The 18252-nt window shown below is 41.5% G+C and carries 14 protein-coding genes; 8 read left to right on the top strand and 6 right to left on the bottom strand.

Annotated elements, in window-relative coordinates; all coding sequences use genetic code 11:
- The first annotated feature begins 111 nt into the window (after positions 1-111).
- The 6 genes from A4S05_RS00395 (at position 112) to A4S05_RS00420 (ending at position 10132) form a co-directional block, all read left to right on the top strand.
- A complete protein-coding gene (locus A4S05_RS00395; protein WP_069067864.1) occupies positions 112-681 on the top strand; it encodes a Uma2 family endonuclease in 570 nt (189 codons plus the stop codon).
- A gap of 121 nt (positions 682-802) precedes the next feature.
- A complete protein-coding gene (locus A4S05_RS00400; RefSeq protein WP_069067865.1) occupies positions 803-2677 on the top strand; it encodes an aspartate kinase in 1875 nt (624 codons plus the stop codon).
- Between the two features lie 362 nt (positions 2678-3039).
- Positions 3040-5088 (top strand): serine/threonine-protein kinase, encoded by a 2049-nt coding sequence (locus A4S05_RS00405; RefSeq protein WP_069067866.1) that lies wholly within the window; start codon positions 3040-3042, stop codon positions 5086-5088.
- A 296-nt stretch (positions 5089-5384) separates the two neighbouring features.
- Positions 5385-6365, top strand: coding sequence for a magnesium transporter CorA family protein (locus A4S05_RS00410; RefSeq protein WP_069067867.1), 981 nt, complete (start codon positions 5385-5387; stop codon positions 6363-6365).
- Positions 6366-6445: 80 nt separating this feature from the next.
- Positions 6446-7933 carry an acyl-CoA synthetase gene (locus A4S05_RS00415; RefSeq protein ID WP_069067868.1) on the top strand — a complete coding sequence of 496 codons (1488 nt, stop codon included), beginning with the start codon at positions 6446-6448 and terminating at the stop codon, positions 7931-7933.
- A gap of 333 nt (positions 7934-8266) precedes the next feature.
- Positions 8267-10132, top strand: coding sequence for an ABC transporter ATP-binding protein (locus A4S05_RS00420; protein ID WP_069067869.1), 1866 nt, complete (start codon positions 8267-8269; stop codon positions 10130-10132).
- A gap of 443 nt (positions 10133-10575) precedes the next feature.
- On the opposite strand, the gene ureG is transcribed toward A4S05_RS00420, so the two are convergent.
- The 4 genes from ureG to ureE are packed head-to-tail and all read right to left on the bottom strand — an operon-like array spanning position 10576 to position 12421.
- Complete coding sequence (ureG, locus tag A4S05_RS00425) at positions 10576-11172, bottom strand: urease accessory protein UreG (RefSeq protein ID WP_069067870.1); 597 nt, start codon at positions 11170-11172, stop codon at positions 10576-10578.
- A gap of 23 nt (positions 11173-11195) precedes the next feature.
- A complete protein-coding gene (locus A4S05_RS41165; protein ID WP_176726875.1) occupies positions 11196-11342 on the bottom strand; it encodes a hypothetical protein in 147 nt (48 codons plus the stop codon).
- Positions 11308-12000 carry an urease accessory protein UreF gene (locus tag A4S05_RS00430; protein WP_069067871.1) on the bottom strand — a complete coding sequence of 231 codons (693 nt, stop codon included), beginning with the start codon at positions 11998-12000 and terminating at the stop codon, positions 11308-11310. Before A4S05_RS00430 ends, A4S05_RS41165 begins: the two co-directional genes overlap by 35 nt.
- Positions 11975-12421: an urease accessory protein UreE gene (gene ureE / locus A4S05_RS00435; RefSeq protein WP_069067872.1), complete on the bottom strand. Its 447-nt coding sequence runs from the start codon at positions 12419-12421 to the stop codon at positions 11975-11977. The genes A4S05_RS00430 and ureE overlap by 26 nt, the downstream gene beginning before the upstream one ends.
- A gap of 119 nt (positions 12422-12540) precedes the next feature.
- Here ureE and A4S05_RS00440 point away from each other — a divergent pair, with 119 nt between their 5' ends.
- Positions 12541-13110 (top strand): Uma2 family endonuclease, encoded by a 570-nt coding sequence (locus tag A4S05_RS00440; protein WP_069067873.1) that lies wholly within the window; start codon positions 12541-12543, stop codon positions 13108-13110.
- Between the two features lie 35 nt (positions 13111-13145).
- On the opposite strand, the gene A4S05_RS00445 is transcribed toward A4S05_RS00440, so the two are convergent.
- Together A4S05_RS00445 and A4S05_RS38405 are read right to left on the bottom strand one after the other, a co-directional pair.
- Positions 13146-13526: a DUF1304 domain-containing protein gene (locus A4S05_RS00445; protein WP_069067874.1), complete on the bottom strand. Its 381-nt coding sequence runs from the start codon at positions 13524-13526 to the stop codon at positions 13146-13148.
- 114 nt (positions 13527-13640) lie between these two features.
- The gene (locus tag A4S05_RS38405; protein WP_176726876.1) at positions 13641-14375 is read right to left on the bottom strand and encodes a D-Ala-D-Ala carboxypeptidase family metallohydrolase; all 735 of its coding nucleotides are present in this window, start codon (positions 14373-14375) and stop codon (positions 13641-13643) included.
- A gap of 209 nt (positions 14376-14584) precedes the next feature.
- On the opposite strand from A4S05_RS38405, the gene A4S05_RS00455 reads away from it, so the two are divergent.
- Positions 14585-18115: a WD40 domain-containing protein gene (locus A4S05_RS00455; protein ID WP_069067875.1), complete on the top strand. Its 3531-nt coding sequence runs from the start codon at positions 14585-14587 to the stop codon at positions 18113-18115.
- Positions 18116-18252: the final 137 nt, after the last annotated feature.

Here is an 18252-nt window from a genome sequence, read left to right on the forward strand (position 1 = left end):
GAAATCAAAGCGAATTCCTATAGCTTATATGCCAAAATCAAAGAATATCAAGATGATGATAGTAAGCAATCGCTAGAATGAAGCTTATATTCCTGAATTCAAGTTTCAACTATGATAGCCTCACCCCAACAAAACTACGTCACTGTTGAAGAATACCTCCAAATGGAGGAACAGAGCAATATCAAGCATGAATATATAGACGGCTACATCTACGCAATGGCTGGAGCGCTAGATCCACACGTTACCATTGCAGGAAACCTATTCGCTCTCCTCCGTAATCGTATGCGCGGCTCTGGTTGTCGTGTTTACATCGCTGACATGAAAGCCAGAATTGAATCTCTGAATCGCTTTTATTATCCCGATGTGATGGTTACTTGCGATCAACGAGATCGAGAAACGCCTGGTTATAAAAGATTTCCCTGTTTAATTGTCGAAGTTTTATCTAATTCTACCGAAGCCTTTGACCGGGGCGACAAATTCGCCGATTATCAAACACTGGAAAGTCTGCAAGAATATGTTTTAATTAATACCAAACGTCAGCGAGTCGAGTGTTTTCGCCGCAATGAGCAAGGGTTGTGGGTTTTACAAACCTACACAGCAGAACATCAATCATTTCGACTCAATAGCGTGGATTTTGAGGAAACAATGGCAGCACTCTACGAAGATGTAGTTTTTGAATAATCAATTATTATAGGGTATTCGACGCAATTTTTAGTAAACTATATAACTGATAAGCCTTCAAGGCTTCCTTACCTGGCGGAAGCGTTGATGAAAGCAGGCACAATTGATTAAATAAAAAGTTATGGCGCTCATAGTTCAGAAATACGGTGGTACATCTGTCGGTTCAGTGGAACGCATTCAAGCTGTTGCACAGCGTGTTTACAAAACTGTTAAAGCTGGAAACTCTCTTGTCGTAGTGGTTTCGGCAATGGGCAAAACCACCGATGGACTCGTCAAACTAGCTAATGAAATTTCTCCAAATCCTAACCGCCGGGAAATGGATATGCTGCTTTCTACTGGCGAACAAGTAACCATTGCCTTACTCAGCATGGCTTTGCAGGAACTCGGACAACCCGCAATTTCCATGACTGGCGCTCAGGTAGGAATTGTTACCGAAGCTGAACACAGCCGCGCTCGGATTTTGCATATTGAAACTACTCGCCTCAGTCGCCACATAAATGAAGGTAAAGTAGTTGTAGTAGCAGGGTTTCAAGGCACATCCAGCGTCGGAGAGATGGAAATTACGACTTTGGGGCGTGGTGGTTCTGACACGTCAGCAGTGGCGATCGCAGCCGCATTAAAAGCGAATTTTTGTGAAATTTATACAGACGTTCCAGGTATTCTCACTACAGATCCCCGCTTGGTTGCCGAAGCCCAGTTGATGGATGCCATCACCTGCGATGAAATGTTGGAATTAGCTAGCTTGGGCGCAAAAGTGCTGCATCCCCGTGCTGTGGAAATTGCCCGTAACTATGGGGTTCCCCTTGTAGTTAGGTCTAGTTGGACGGATCAACCAGGGACTTGGGTGACATCAGCCAAACCCCAAGGGCGATCGCTAATCAATCTAGAAATTGCCCGTCCAGTGGATGCTGTAGAATTTGACACTGACCAAGCGAAGGTTGCTTTGTTGCGCGTACCTGACAAACCAGGGGTTGCAGCTAGATTGTTTGGCGAAATTTCTCGGCAAAAAGTAGACGTAGATTTGATTATTCAGTCAGTTCATGAAGGTAACAGTAACGACATTGCCTTTACTGTGACAACACCAATATTAAAACGGGCAGAAGCAGTAGCAACAGCGATCGCTCCAGCACTAAGAAGTCAATCTAACCCCAAATCGGAAGAAGCCGAGGTAATGGTAGAACATAACATTGCCAAAGTCAGCATTGCAGGCGCAGGAATGATTGGGCGTCCTGGTGTTGCGGCAAAAATGTTTGCCACCTTAGCCGAAGCAGGCGTGAATATTCAAATGATTTCCACCAGCGAAGTCAAAGTAAGTTGCGTAGTCGATGCCAACCAATGCGATCGCGCCGTTAGCGCACTCCGCACCGCCTTTGAAATCGAAGCAGGGGAGCAGGGGAGCAGGGGAGCAGGGGAGCAGGGGAGCAGAGGAGAAGTTGCAGTAAGTTTTTCCCCTCTGCCCCTCCGCCCCTCTGCCCCTCTGCCCAATTGTCCTCCCGTTCGCGGTGTCGCCCTCGACTTGAATCAAGCGCGTCTTGCTATTCGCCAATTGCCAGATCGTCCGGGAATGGCGGCAAAATTGTTTGGATTATTAGCGCAACATAATATTAGTGTTGATATGATTATCCAATCTCAGCGTTGCCGAGTAATTGATGGTGTTCCCAGACGAGATATTGCCTTTACAGTCTCGCGGATCGATGGGGAAAATGCCAAAAAAATGCTTACTCAAATAGCGGCAGAGTTAGGATGGGGTGAAGTTGTTTTAGATAGTGCGATCGCTAAGGTGAGTATTGTCGGTGCAGGAATGCTCGGACAACCAGGCGTTGCCGCTAAAATGTTTGAAGCTTTAGCCCAACAACAAATCAATATTCAAATGATTGCCACTTCAGAAATCAAAATTAGTTGTGTTGTGGCCCAAGAGCAAGGTGTTAAAGCTTTGCAAGCTATTCATGCAGCCTTTGAACTGGCTGGTAGCGAGAAATTTGTAGTTCCAGCGTAGAACCTGAATCAATGAGCTTTCACCCTAAATCCCTTTCCCAAGCTTGGGCTACAGTGTACACATAACTCAAATTACCCCCCTTAATCCCCCCTTATAAAGGGGGGAAACTGGAAAATCTAGTTCCCTCCCCTTTATAAGGGGAGGGTTAGGGTGGGGTAAAACCTTGGTTTCTGAGCTATTTCAGACTTGTGTATACACCGTAGCTCTCAAGTTGGGAGAGGGACTTTGATATATACACGCGGTAGCAGCCCACGCATCGATCTCATTTGAAGTTGCTTAATAAATAAATATTTATATTTTAAAATCAGTAATAATAACACTTAAGCTATAATCAAGCAATTTATCAGACTATATTTATATTGATGAATAGTCATTTCCTAGATGGACATTACCGAATACTAAAAGTTCTCAAGGATGGAGAAAAGGGGAAAACCTATCTAGTTGAAGATACTAATCTTCCTGGCAGCGAACTTATAGTAAAGCAATTATGTCCTCCTAATAAAAATTCCCAAACTTTAACAATCCTAAGCCGCTTGTTTACCAGTAAAGCAGCAACTTTAGAAAAACTAGGACAGGAAAACGATAAAATACAAAAGCTAGTTGCTTATTTTGAAGAAAATGAAGAATTCTATATAGTCCAAGAATTCATCCCTGGCAATTCTTTAAGTGACGAAATTATTCAAGGACAACCTCTAAGTGAAGACCAAGTAATTAGTTTTTTGTCAGAGATATTGGAGATTTTGGTTATTGTACATAGCTATGGCGTGATTCATCGCGATATTAAACCAGCAAATATTATTCGTAGAGAATCAGATAAAAAGTTAGTTTTGGTTAATTTTGTTACTTTTAATGAAGCCATCACTAATACTGTTGATAATCTTGAGTATATGCCGATAGAACAAGTTAACGGCAACCTCAAATACAACAGCAATATATATGCTTTAGGTATTGTTGCGATCGCAGCACTTCTAGGTTTAACTGCAAAGGAAATATCTAATTTACAAAGTCAGAAAAATAAGCTGACAGGTGAAATAGTTTGGCGTCCCAAAAATCTAAAAGTTAACAGAAAGTTAGAAAAAATTATTAATAAAATGGTACGTTTTGATTATCGTAAACGCTACCAATATGCAACCGAAGTTTTAGATGATCTGAAAAAATTAACAAATGTTGAAGATCAGCAAAAACAGCATGATAAAAGATTATTACTAGTGCTGACGGGGATAGCTGGTTTTATTGTACTTGGTGTTGGAGCGTGGATTTTACAGTTGCCAAAACCTGTAAGTGACGCTCAAAAAACATTATACCAACAGGGAGTAAATAAATATGAATCAGGAAACTATGAAGGAGCAGTTAAAGATTTCAATCAAGCTATTGAATTAGATCCGCAAAATGCTTTGGCTTACAATAAGCGAGGTGATGCTTATTATCGATTAGGAGACTATGAGCAAGCACAAGCAGACTCTAGCCAAGCAATTTTACTCAATCCTCAAGATGCCAATGCCTATTTTGACCGAGGATTTGCTTTTTATGGATTAAGTAAGTACAAAGAAGCGATCGCAGACTATACTCAAGCGATTAAGTTAAACTCAGAGAATGCTTATGCTTACTATGGCCGGGGATTAGCTCGTTCTCAAGTCAAGGATAATAAAGGAGCAATTGGAGATTTTAGCAAAGCGATCGCTCTCAAGCCTGAGTATACCGAAGCCTACTTGCAACGAGGTATCCTTCGCCGTCGCCTCAAACAAAGACTTGCAGCAATCCAAGATTTTGACGCAATAATTAAAATTAATCCTAGTGATGCTAAAGCTTATTATCAAAGGGGTTTAACTCAATCTCTTAATAAACAGCAATATGCAGCACTTAAAGATTATACAGATGCAATCAACATCAATCCCAAATATATCGAAGCTTTTCTTAATCGTGGTGATATTTACAGTGATTTAGGAAATAAAGTAGAAGCTACTGAAGATTACAACACTATTTTAGAGATTGACCCTAAATTCATTGCAGCTTACATCCACAGGGGTATTCACCGTTTTTCTTTCGGAAATTATAAAGGCGCTATCGAAGATTACACCGAAGCATTAAAACTAGATACTAATAATGTAGCAGCTTACAACAACCGTGGTAACGCCTATCTCGAACTGGGAAATACAAAAGCTGCAAATCAGGATTATTCACGAGCGATCGCAATTAATGCTAACAATGCCTTAGCCTACTATAACCGGGGTATAATTCGTACCAAACAGAAAAACAAACAAGGAGCGATCGCAGATTTCAAAAAAGCTGCAAAACTATTCCAACAGCAAGGAGAAAACGATAGTTATCAAGATGCACAGAAAGAAATTGCCATTCTGCAAAATAAGTCAGCACCAGCGCCAACTACTCGCCCTAAATCTGGGAAAAGATAAAACAGGAGTCAGAATAAAGAATTCTGAATACTCTACTCATACAGGGATAAAGTTTTAAGGCGAGAATATTTTAATTTTTTTCGCCCACTAAACACTCGCTTTTAACCAATATTTGTCACCCACTCCTACAAAATTCATATCTGTTTTGTGACTTCTGAATTCTTCTTATAAAAAGATTTAGCTATAACTTAATATAGTTTATAGTAAGCACTTCAGTGCTTATCAAATCAGAACTAAACTGCTTAACACTTACGATGAGTTACCATATTTTGTTACAAATCAACTAGGATTACCGTATGCTAGCTCTCTTCACTTTTTATCCAGATAACCTGGAATTATTCACTAGCAATGATGTCGATACGGTGCTGGAAAAAATTGATGGCTCTCATAATATTTGGTTGCGCTGTATTCACTTCCGCGATCGCACTGGAACCGCCAGAATTATCAATCGTTTTGGACTAAACCCATCTCGAATTGAGATGATTTTTAACCATTGCTCTCTAGGAATTGATGAAGATGTAGAAGATTGTTTGTTTGATAGCTATGAAATTTTAACTTCTCAAATAAAAAATAACGAATTTGAAGTTGCACGTGGAAATATTGTAGTTGGCAATAACTTTATTATCACTTTTGAAATCACGGAACTAAAAATTTTAAGCAATCTAGCTAATAATTTGCAAAGGCGAACTCCAGATATTCCCAATTTAGGAATTGACTATCTTTTTTATCTTATTTTTAAAAATATTTTAAACAATTACGATAATGTATTTGATTATATTTCGATGAAACTTGATGATTTAGAAGATGAAGTTTTAGAAAAATCAGGTGATGAGTCAACGTACCAAAAAATTGCCACCATGAGGCAATCTACTCGTTCGGGACGCCGTAATTTTCAAAATATCAAGTTACTAATGTCGATTATGAATAATGAAGATTTTCAATGGATCACCCAGCCAGTGAAGGAACTCTTCAATCAAGAATTAGTTCATCAGGTTGATAAACTCTGGCAAGAATATCAATCTCTAAGAGCCTGGATGTCAGAATTAATGGAAATTCAACGCGATAATATTGCTAGCAAAACGGGTGAACGAATTAATCGTCTAACTATTCTCTCGACCATATTCTTACCAATAACTTTCATGTCTGGTTTCTATGGTATGAACTTCAAATATATGCCGGAATTAGAGCAACCTTGGGCTTATCCTGCTGTGATATGTATGATGGCATTAATTGTAATTTGTAGTATTGCTTATGCTAAAAAACAACGTTGGTTGTAGAGAAAGGGAATAGGAAATAGGGAATATTGCTATATGCTTTCTGTAAGTAGACTGAATCAACTCTCAATTGGTAAAGAAACGTGAATATACCATTGATTATTCGTGCTGAAGAACACAACGAGAAAATAGCAATTACCACAACCGATGGAGCATTTACCTATCGAGATTTGCTTCACACTTCTAGTCAAATAGCAACAAGCCTTCTTCAGAATACAGAAGATTTACACGAGCAGCGAGTTGCCTTTCTCATCCCGCCTGGGTTTGAGTATGTCGCGACTCTATGGGGGATTTGGCGGGCTGGTGGCATAGCTGTACCTCTGTGTGTTTCCCATCCACGCCCAGAATTGGAGTATGTAATTACCAATTCTGGAGCATCGATTATTGTTGCTCATCCTAATTTTGAGGCTATATTGCGCTCGCTCGCCCAAGAACACAATTTGCGATTTATCCTCACCTCAGAAACTCTCCCATCTAATATTGTTCGCCTCCCAGAGATAGATATTACTAGACGCGCCTTAATTCTCTACACCAGTGGTACAACAGGTAAACCGAAGGGTGTAGTTACAACCCATCAGAATATTCAAGCGCAAGTGACTAGCTTAATCACTGCTTGGGAATGGACATATAGCGATCGCATTTTACATATCCTGCCACTACATCATATTCATGGAATTGTTAACGTACTGACTTGTGCTTTATGGGCTGGTGCGGAGTGTCATCTATTAAGCAAGTTTGACGCCCAAACCGTTTGGAAGCGAATTTGTGACGGTGACTTAACCCTATTTATGGCAGTACCAACAATTTATGTAAAGCTGATTGCTGCTTGGGAAAATGCTTCTAAGGAACGCCAAAAAAGTATGTCAGAAGGCTGTGCTAAAATGCGCCTGATGGTTTCTGGCTCGGCAGCATTACCAGTTCAAGTTTTAGAAAAGTGGCAAACCATCAGCGGCCATTTTCTGCTTGAGCGCTATGGAATGACAGAAATCGGTATGGCGTTATCGAACCCTTTACACGGTGAACGGTTGTCTGGATATGTAGGAAAGCCACTACCTGAAGTTGAAGTGAGATTAGTGGATGAGAACGGCGAGTTAGTTCCAGCCGGAACACCAGGAGAAATCCAAGTTAAAGGCCCCGGAGTGTTTTTAGAATATTGGCACAACCCCCAAGCAACGGCCAAAGCTTTCCAAGATAGTTGGTTCCGTACTGGAGATACCGCCGTAGTTGAGAATGGTAACTACCGAATTCTGGGACGGATGAGTGTGGATATCATCAAAACGGGAGGGTATAAAGTTTCAGCTTTAGAAATTGAAGAAGTATTGCGATCGCATCCAGATATTCAGGAATGTGCAGTGGTTGGAGTTGCCGATCCAGAATGGGGTGAACGGGTCTGTGCGGCGTTAGTATTGCAAGGGTTACAACCTTTAACATTAGAATCTTTTAGGAGTTGGGCAAAAGAGCGATTAGCGGTTTATAAAGTGCCAACCCAAATTTTGCTAGTTGAAGAATTACCACGCAACGCGATGGGGAAAGTGACTAAGCCGACAGTGGTTGAGTTATTTAAAGCATAGCGATCAAAAATCAGAAGCAGTTCGACATTGCAAATGCGTGTATATTGTGGAGGTATATGAGAAGGAGTCAGAAGACAGAATTCAGAATTCAGAATACCCCATGCCTGAATTCAGGGGTAACAATCGGAAAGAATTTAATATCACGCGCGTTTAAAATCGGGGGCTTTAAACCTCGATTCTCCATCCAGTCGCACAGAATCCATTCTGGATTCTGACTTCTGAATTCTTCTTTGGTAATGTCAATTGTGGGTAAAAACCAAATTTACCGACATATACATTAAAACTATTGTTAAAATCCAAATAATTTTAAGATAATATTCATAACCAACTCCTATGAGAGAAACTGTCCTAGAGGTTCGCAATCTACAAGTTGAATTTCCCAGTGATGGCAATACTGTCAGAGCTTTGGATGGTATTTCTTTTGGGTTGCATCGAGGTCAAACTCTAGGAATAGTAGGAGAATCTGGGAGTGGTAAATCAGTGACAGCCCTAGCTGTGATGGGTTTGTTGCAGACTCCCGGTATAGTTACTGGCGGTGAAATCTGGTTTCGTCCTCAAGAGAACGCCAACCCTATAGATTTGGTGAAATTGCCTCCTGAGCAAATGCAGTTACACCGGGGTGGCGACATCGCCATGATTTTTCAAGAACCGATGAGTTCGCTCAATCCTGTTTATAACATTGGGTTTCAGCTAACAGAAGCGATTATGCGGCATCAAAATGTGTCAGCCGCCCAAGCCCGACAAATTGCGATCGCAGGTTTACAAGAAGTAAAACTTCTACCGAGTGATGAAGAGATACAGCAGCAGTATATCGAAACTTCATCGAAACCAGAACCATCAAAGTTAGCACAGTTGGTTAAAGAACACAAAGAAGCCATGCTAGAACGCTACCCCCATGAACTTTCTGGGGGTCAGTTGCAACGGGTGATGATTGCAATGGCAATTTCTTGCAACCCATTAATCTTAATTGCTGATGAACCAACCACAGCTTTAGATGTGACGGTGCAAGCGACTATTTTGGAGTTAATGCGAGAATTGCAACAAACCCGTGACATGGCAATGATTTTCATCACCCACGACTTGGGGCTAATTTCAGAAATTGCTGACGAAGTAGCGGTGATGTATAAAGGCAAAGTTGTCGAATCTGGTACTTCTGGGCAAATTTTCAGCAGTCCCCAGCATCCATATACTAAAGGTTTGATAGCTTGTCGCCCCACACTTAACCGCCGTCCCCAAAAACTACTCACCGTTTCTGACTACATGAGTGCAGAAGAGACAACGACGGGACAAATAGTAATTCAGGCGAAAGAACCCGCACAACCTACAGAAGTCACCACTGAAGAGATTGCTGCAAGATTAGCAAACTTCAATGAAAAGGAACCCCTATTGCAAATCCGCAACCTGAAAGTTGGTTTTCCAGTGCGCGGGGTGTTTGGTGGTACAAAACGCTACAACATGGCAGTGAATGGCGTTTCCTTTGATGTCAAACCAGGGGAAACATTAGGTTTGGTGGGAGAATCTGGTTGCGGTAAAACCACCCTTGGTAGAACCTTGCTGCGATTAATTGAACCGATGAGTGGTCAGATTATCTTTGAGAAACAAGATATTACTACCCTCAAAGGAGAACCGTTGCAAAAACTGCGGCGGGAAATGCAAATAGTTTTCCAAAATCCTTTTAGTTCCCTCGATCCCCGGATGAAGGTTGGGGACGCTGTGATGGAACCGTTGATAATTCACGGCGTTGGGAAGACAAAGCAACAACGACGCCAACGGGTAGCTGAACTTTTAGAAAGGGTAGGTTTGAGTGCAGATGCGATTAACCGCTATCCTCATCAGTTTTCTGGCGGTCAACGCCAACGGATTTGCATAGCCCGTTCTTTGGCATTGAATCCTAAGTTTATCATCTGCGATGAATCAGTTTCAGCGCTGGATGTTTCCGTACAGGCGCAGGTATTAAATCTCCTCAAAGAATTACAGTCAGACTTTCAACTTACTTATATTTTTATTTCTCACGATTTAAGTGTGGTGAAATTTATGAGCGATCGCATTTTAGTCATGAATCGCGGTCAAATTGTTGAAGAAGGCACAGCCGAAAGCATCTACCAAGAACCCAAAGAGGAATACACGCAAAAATTAATTGCTGCGATTCCTACCGGTAGTGCTGAACGGGTACGAAGTCGTCATTTGAGGGCTTTATAGAAATAGAATTCAGGAGTCAGGAGTCAGAATGGGCTAAACCTTAGCTATCTGCAAAAAGCATGAATTTTCTACGAGGGGTGAATAGCGGAGCACTGGTGTCAACTTAACGCGAAACCGCACGTCCGCCAGGGATTGTAAATCCCTGTCTCATAGCTAAAGTCCTCCGAAGAGGACTTCATAGCGCAAAAATTTTTAGTCTACTTCAGTAGACTTGAGCAATTAGTCAGGGATTTACAATCCCTGGCGGGTGAACAACACCCAACCAGTACGCTATTTTTGGCTTAAGTTGACACCAGTGGCTTTTCGGCCCACCCTACAATAAGTAGTTAGTCCCTAAACTACGTTTTTGCATCAGCGCTAAATATGCAGATTTAGTTGTCTTGATTCTGACTCCTGTTAGCGGTAGCGGGGCGTTTAGCCCATTCTGAATTCTGAATTCTTTTTTAACAAATATTTGTACAAACAAAGTTAATCACATCTGCAAGTCCAGACTGAGTTTTTAAATTAGTAAAAATAAAAGGTTTATCGCCGCGCATTTTTTTTGCATCTCGTTCCATCACACTTAAATCTGCACCAACATAAGGTGCTAGGTCAATTTTGTTAATCACCAACAAGTCAGATTTAGTAATACCGGGGCCACCTTTGCGGGGAATTTTATCACCAGCCGCAACATCGATGACATAAATTGTTAAATCCACCAATTCTGGACTAAAAGTAGCAGCCAAATTATCGCCGCCACTTTCCAAAAATACCAAATCTAAATCGAGAAAACGTTCTTCTAACTGTTCAATTGCTGCCAAATTCATCGAAGCATCTTCGCGGATAGCAGTATGAGGACAACCACCAGTCTCCACACCCAAAATGCGATCGCTAGCCAACGCCTGAGAACGCACTAAAAACTGAGCATCCTCCTGAGTATAAATATCATTCGTCACCACCGCAATCTGATACTGCTCACGCAATCCCTTACACAAAGCATCCACCAAAGCCGTCTTCCCCGAACCCACCGGGCCAGCAACTCCCACTCGAAATGCATTCATTGTCATTTGTCCTTTGTCATTTGTCATTTGTCACTTTCGCTTGGTAGATGGTTATTAGTTATTAGTTTTTGACCAATGCCCAATGCCCCATGCCCAATGCCCCATGCCCAATGCCCCATGCCCCATGCCCAATAACTAACTCCTAAACAACCTTGTATACTGCGTTTCATGCTGCATACTTGCCAGTGACAGACCCCAACTACAACAGGCGAGTTCATCATCCTCCAACGCGAGAATTTCTAGTGCCGCAGTGCTAAATAATGGTTGCAAATCTAGCAATAACTGCTGTCCTGCTGTTTGTCCAAGGGGAATAAGTTTCACGCCAGCAGTGATCAAATTACTTGCCCAACTATGCAGATATGCGAGTAATGCGGCTTGGATGCTGATTTGCCAATGGGCAACGGCAATACCAAAAGCGATCGCATAATTGCAAGGATTACCCACAGCATTAGCAATAGGTATAATCTGAGGTTCTAGTTTACCAAGTAATTGGATGAGCGATCGCCCCATTTGCCAACTAGAGGCGCGTAATTCTTCTGTTTCCCTAGCGGCGGATAACCAGAGATTCCAACGGCATAGCGACTCAACATCACCTATTTTTGCAGCTTGCTGCGATCGCACCATCACCGCCGCCTCTAACCGAATTGCCCCGCAGAGTAACTCCGCTTTTAACCAAAGTTTGAGATGTAAGGCGTTGGTGATAATACCATTTTCTATGAGCGTTTCCAAGCCTTCAGAATAACTATATGCTCCCACAGGTAAAGCGGGGCTAGCCAGTTGTAAAATACTCAAAAGATGACTATCAGTGAGCATGATGGTGTTGTCCATAAGCTCCTAATTCGGGCTGAAATGGTAGAATTTCCTCTTTAACTTCTAACCCCAATTGTTCCAACATCGTGCGTAAAACCGAGTCTGAAGACAAGCGTAAATAAGTTGGAGTAATTTCTACAGGTACATGACGATTTCCTAGATGGTATGCCGCCCGTAATAATAAAAGTGGTGTTTGGGCAAAGGCAGTCAGCACTAATTCTGGTTTAGCAGTAATTCTGATTAAACTGCTATGAGTTTCTTCTTGGAGAATATCGCCATCGTGTAAAACAGTTCCTCTGGGTAAATGTAAAAATATAACTTTACCATCTTCAGTTTCAAAACGATGACGACTGCGGGTGCGTTCTTCTGCTGTCAGCGCCAGAGTAAAAGTAACTGCGGCATCGCCATTAGGTGGTTTAAGTTGGGTAAATGTCAGCATACAGAGTTTCGCTTGAACTTTTGTTTTTCATTATGGTTCTAATTTAAATACCATAACTGCCTTGCCCAAAGGAAAGATAAAATTAAGCAAAGAAGGCAGCAAGCCAAACGGGGACAATCATGAACCAAGCCATTGAGGGAGTACGCTGGACAATTCACGATTTAGAGGTTCTACCCGAAAATGAGTGGACACGCTATGAAATCATTAATGGAGAACTCTTTGTGACTCGCACTCCTCACCGCCGTCATCAACAAGTTTGTGTAAAAATCTCTCGGCAACTCGATGTTTGGTCAGATTCGAGTGGCTTAGGAGAAACAATTGTCGCTCCAGGCGTGATTTTTTCGCAAGCGGATAGTGTTATACCAGATGTAGTTTGGGTAAGTCAAGAACGACTGGCGCAAATTGAAGATGAAGCGGGACATTTGACAGGCGCACCAGAGTTAGTAGTAGAGGTTTTATCCCCTGGTAAACAAAACGAACTTCGAGACAAGGAAGCAAAACTGAAACTTTATTCAGTTCAAGGTGTGCGTGAGTATTGGATTGTCGATCGGTTTACTAAACAAGTTGAAGTTTATCGGCGAGAAAAAGCACAGTTGGTTTTAGCTGCTACTTTGTTAGGCGATGATGAAATCACATCGCCACTTTTACCGGGATTTTGTTGTTCTATAAGTTTATTTTTTCCTAAATAATTGCAAAATCGAGAATATTTCTTGAAACCTAACTACTAAAGATTAGGATACCACAGCAAGAATAAAGCCAATATTGCGGGTAGTGATTGGATTAAAAATGCTGTTGGACGTTTCAAGGTAATGCTACCAAAAATGCCTGCGATCGCTACACAAATTAAAAAGAAAATTACAATCGATGAAGGCTCAACTTGCGGAAACTTTTGTGAGATAAATAATCCCCAGATTAAGCCAGCAGCAAGAAATCCGTTGTATAATCCTTGATTTTGAGCAAGAATTGTAGCAACCTCTGCTGTAGTAAAGTTTTTCAGTAATTTTTCTTGAACAAAATCTGTATTCCAGAAAAACATCTGCACAACTAAAAAAAGGATATGTATCAATGCAATAATGCCTATAAGTACCTTGACAAATGTTTCCATAATTACTTTTCTCCTAAAATTTAAGTTTTACTCACTATACTAGTAAATGCACTTAGTTAGCTTGATTTGTATTGAAAATCCTGCACTTAACCCTTGTCCTAATTTTCCTTTCTTTTATATTTGAATAGGAGTATAGATAGTTATTCCACGACTATAAGTAGCTTTCAAAACCTGTTGGCGATTTCTTGGTTCAGCGCTAACATGAATCCACATAGGCTTTTCTAAAGTGCCAAATTCCAAAATCATTTGGTCAAAATTACAATTTTCATTTACCCATTCGGCAAATTTTTTAGTTCCTACATTTACTGGAATCACATCAGCAGCAAAGCCTTGACGATGGGCACTATTGCTAGCACCTCCTACTACTTTGTTAAGTTCTTCTGAACGAAAACCAGAATTAATTTTCAGTGAACCCAAGGCATCTCTTGCAGGTTGTAAAATTTGCTGGCATAATCTCTCTAGATTTTTGATTTCTCCGGGCGTTGGTGTATTGTCAATTCTCAATAGACCGCTTGTAGGAGATGTGACAAATTCCCACAGTTTAAAATCAGCACTCAAATTCATGTCAAGATCAACTTGTGTGAGTGCATCTAAAAAAAGCCAAATATCATCACTACCAATTAGCTGATGATTAGCATCAAATCCCTTGGCAACAATTCGCCGAGTGCCACCACTGTTAAAATTATATGAAAGTGACCATTTGCCATTACTGGCTGAAGTTTTACCTAATAGCCAACGGTCATCAGCCCATAATTCCACCTGAACAATATTCGTGTTAGAAGTGCCTTGAAAAAAGATTGGATCTTTGAGTTTCAACTCCGCATCTTTGTGAGGTTTATCGATTGTCATTCCCATTTATACCTCTTCTTAATTCCAAGAAAGTATGAACGTAATATTACTGTGGTCTTATTCTGCACATCCTAATCAAAACTTAAACCCGATCGCTCTGTCAGTAAGAAAAAGTGTGCTAGTTAATGTAAAGAATTGTAAAGTTTGCCATAATTTTCCCAGCAAGAACAGACAAGTTAAATACTTAAACGATACGTGGTTGTTGAGCGATGACAGGGGAAGAGGCACTCAAATTAGTCGATACTGTTTTACGCTCTACGGTCTTGGAGCAAGGACTAAATGATATTCAGTCTGTAGTCTTTCTCGAAAGTTGGGTTGGACGCACTTATGCGGAGATTGCGGATAAGCTAGGTTATGATTGTGACTATGTTAAACAGGTAGGTTCGCAATTGTGGCGATCGCTTTCCCAAGTCATTGGCGAAGAAGTCTCCAAAAAAAATATCCAAGCTATTCTGCATCGCTATCAGCAATCCCAAACCAGTACACAAGATTGGGGAGAAGCCGTTGATGTCTCCCGATTTTACGGTCGCCAAACAGAACTGCAAACTTTATCAACATGGATTGGCAAGGAGCATTGTCGTTTCGTCGGGATTTTTGGACTCGGTGGAATTGGCAAAACTACTCTCTCGGTGAAACTTGCAAGGCAAATTCAATCCCAGTTTGAATATGTGATTTGGCGTAGTTTACAGCAAGCACTGCCACTAAATACCTTACTGGGCGAGATTTTGCCGATTTTAATGGGTTCAGAGGCAACAATCGATAGTTCAATTAATCTTTTGATGAAACAATTGCAGGAAAAGCGTTGTTTGTTAGTTCTTGATAATGTCGAGTCAATTTTACAAAGTGGAAACCGGGGGGGAGAATACCAACGAGGGTTTGAAGCATACCAACAGCTATTTGAGCGGATCTGCGATGAACTCCACCAAAGTTGTCTGATTGTCACTGGACGAGAAAAACCGAGCAAAATTGCAGTGCGATCGGGGGAAAACTTACCAGTGCGATCGCTCTGTTTGTCGGGACTATCAGTAATAGAAGGTGAGCAAATATTGATCGCTAAAGGGTTAAATACAGCACCTCAACATCAAAACTTGGTCAATTATTTTGGTGGTAATCCACTCGCCCTCAAAATTGCCGCAACCGCTATTCAAGATATATTTTGTGGTGATACACAAGCATTCTTGGCACAAGGTAATACCCTTTTTAGCGATTTATGGGACTTACTCAAGCAACAATTTGAGCGTTTATCGCCTCTGCAACAGCAGATTATGTACTGGCTAGCGATTAACCGAGAAGGAGTAACGCCAACGAAGTTACAAACCGAAATATTGCCGCAAGTATTTTGGCAAAAACTCTTGGAAGCCTTGGAATCACTCAAGGGGCGCTCTCTCGTGGAGACAAGAACCACAGGGTTAACGCAACAACCCGTAATTATGGAATATGTTACAGAACAATTTATCCAGACTATTGAATGGGAGATTACTACAGGCGAACTTAACTTATTCAGAACTCATGCCTTAATTGAAGCTCAAACTCAAGACTACGTGCGCGAAGCACAAATTCAATTTATTCTGCATCCCTTAGTGGAGCGACTTTTAACCCACTTTGATACTCAAGCCCAACTTGAGGAGCGCCTTTGCCAAATTTTAGCGCAATTGCAATATCAAACAGCAGTGCAAACAGGCTATGCAGGGGGAAATCTACTAAATCTATTCTCAATATTGCAAACTGATCTGAGTGGCTTTGACTTTTCTCATCTGGTTATTCGCCAAGCTTACTTAGCCAATGCTACATTACACAACACAAATTTTACTGGCGTTAATATTAGCGAAAGCGTCTTTGCCGAAACTTTTGGTGGTGTCCTCAGTGTTGCTTTTAGTCCAGATGGAGAGTATTTAGCTACCAGTGATACCAAAGGTGAAATTCAAATTTGGGATAGTGGCACTGGTAAACAACTAATGCGTTGTCGAGGACATCAACATTGGACATGGGCTGTAACTTTTAGTCCAGATGGGCGGTATCTGGCCAGCGCTGCTGATGATTATTTAGTGAAATTATGGGATGTGGAAACTGGGCAATGTCTGCACACATACAAAGGACATACATATTCAGTTAATGCCGTTGCTTTTAGTCCTGATGGTAATATCCTTGCGAGTTGCGGCCAAGATTTAACTATTCGTTTATGGCAGGTTGGATCAGAAAAGCTGAACCGAGAAGTTCAGACTTTAGTTGGTCATGAAGGTCGAGTGTGGGCGATCGCTTTTCACCCTGATGGTCAAATTATTGCCAGTTGTGGAGAAGATTGGACAATTCGCCTGTGGGATATAACTACTGGTACGAACCTTAGTGTTTGGCAAGCACATGATCGCTGGGTGCGATCGCTGGCATTTAGCCCAGATGGTCAGTTACTCGCAAGCAGCAGCTATGATAATACCATCAAACTTTGGGATGTTCAAACCCAAGAATGTCTGCAAACCTTACGCGGACATCGACAGGCAGTCACAGCGATCGCATTTAGTCGAAAGGGTCAACAGTTGGCTAGCAGCAGTTTTGACCGCACCGTAAAATTATGGGATGTCGTTACCGGAAATTGTCTGAAAACTTTTCTCGGTCATACCAGCCGAGTTTGGACGATTGCTTATCATCCCAATGAACAACAATTGGTCAGTGGTGGCGATGACCACGCCACCAAACTATGGAATATTCAAATAGGACGCTGCACGAAAACATTCACAGGACATACCAATAATGTATTATCCCTAGCTCTAACTCCAGATGGCCACTATCTGGCAAGTGGACACGAAGACCAAACAATTAAGTTATGGGATATCAAAAACGGTATCCTAATGCAAACATTACGGGAACATACCAACCGCGTATGGTCGGTGGCGTTTCAACCTAATAGCCAGAATCCTTTACTCGTCAGTGGTAGTGCAGATCCTAGCATCAAATTATGGGACTGGAAGTTAGGAACCTGTCTACAAACATTACACGGCCATACTAGTTGGGTTTGGACAGTTGTTTATAGTCCAGATGGCAAACAGTTAGCCAGTAGCAGCTATGACCAAACCGTGAAACTTTGGGATATCAACACCAGTGAATGCTTGAAAACTTTCAAAGGACATACTAGTTCAGTTGTTTCAGTCGTCTTTAGTCCAGATGGTCAACTGCTGGCAAGTAGTGAGTTTGACGGGATGATTAAATTATGGGACGTTAATACTGGAGAATGCTGGCAAACTTTAACAGGACACACCAACAGCGTGTGGTCAGTTACCTTTAGCCCTAACGGAAAGTGGTTACTAAGTACGAGTTTTGACCAAACCCTCAAACTGTGGTTAGTTTCCACAGGAGAATGTCTTCAAACTTTTACAGGACATGAAGGCCCTGTTATGGTGGCGCGATTTAGTCCAGATGCTCAGTTTATTGTTAGTGGTAGTTTAGATCGCAATCTGAAACTTTGGGATATTTCTACAGGAGAATGTTATCAAACTTTGGTGGGTCACTCAGAGCTTATTTATAGTTTGGTGGTAGCCTCTGTCCCAATTGGAGATGCAACTTCTGCCAGACTGACTGCTTTTAGTGGCAGCTTAGACGAAACTATCAAAGTCTGGAATTTGCAAACTGGTAAATGTGAGCAAACTTGGAGAGCGCCTCGTCCCTACGAAGGTATGAAGCTTGAACAAATTCAAGGGTTAACAGAAGCTCAATTGGCAACTTTGCAGGCTTTAGGTGCTGCTGCTTAGTAGTTTGTCAAGCTAACTTTAATACGATTCAAAGAGCAAATACTCAACTTAGAGCCAAGGCAATGGAATTCGCGGCTACTCTGACGAGAACGCTTTCAGCGTTGCGTGAAACCTTAGGATTCAGACCCAATTTTTTG

The sequence above is a fragment of the Nostoc sp. KVJ20 genome (assembly GCF_001712795.1).
Classification (GTDB): Bacteria; Cyanobacteriota; Cyanobacteriia; order Cyanobacteriales; family Nostocaceae; genus Nostoc.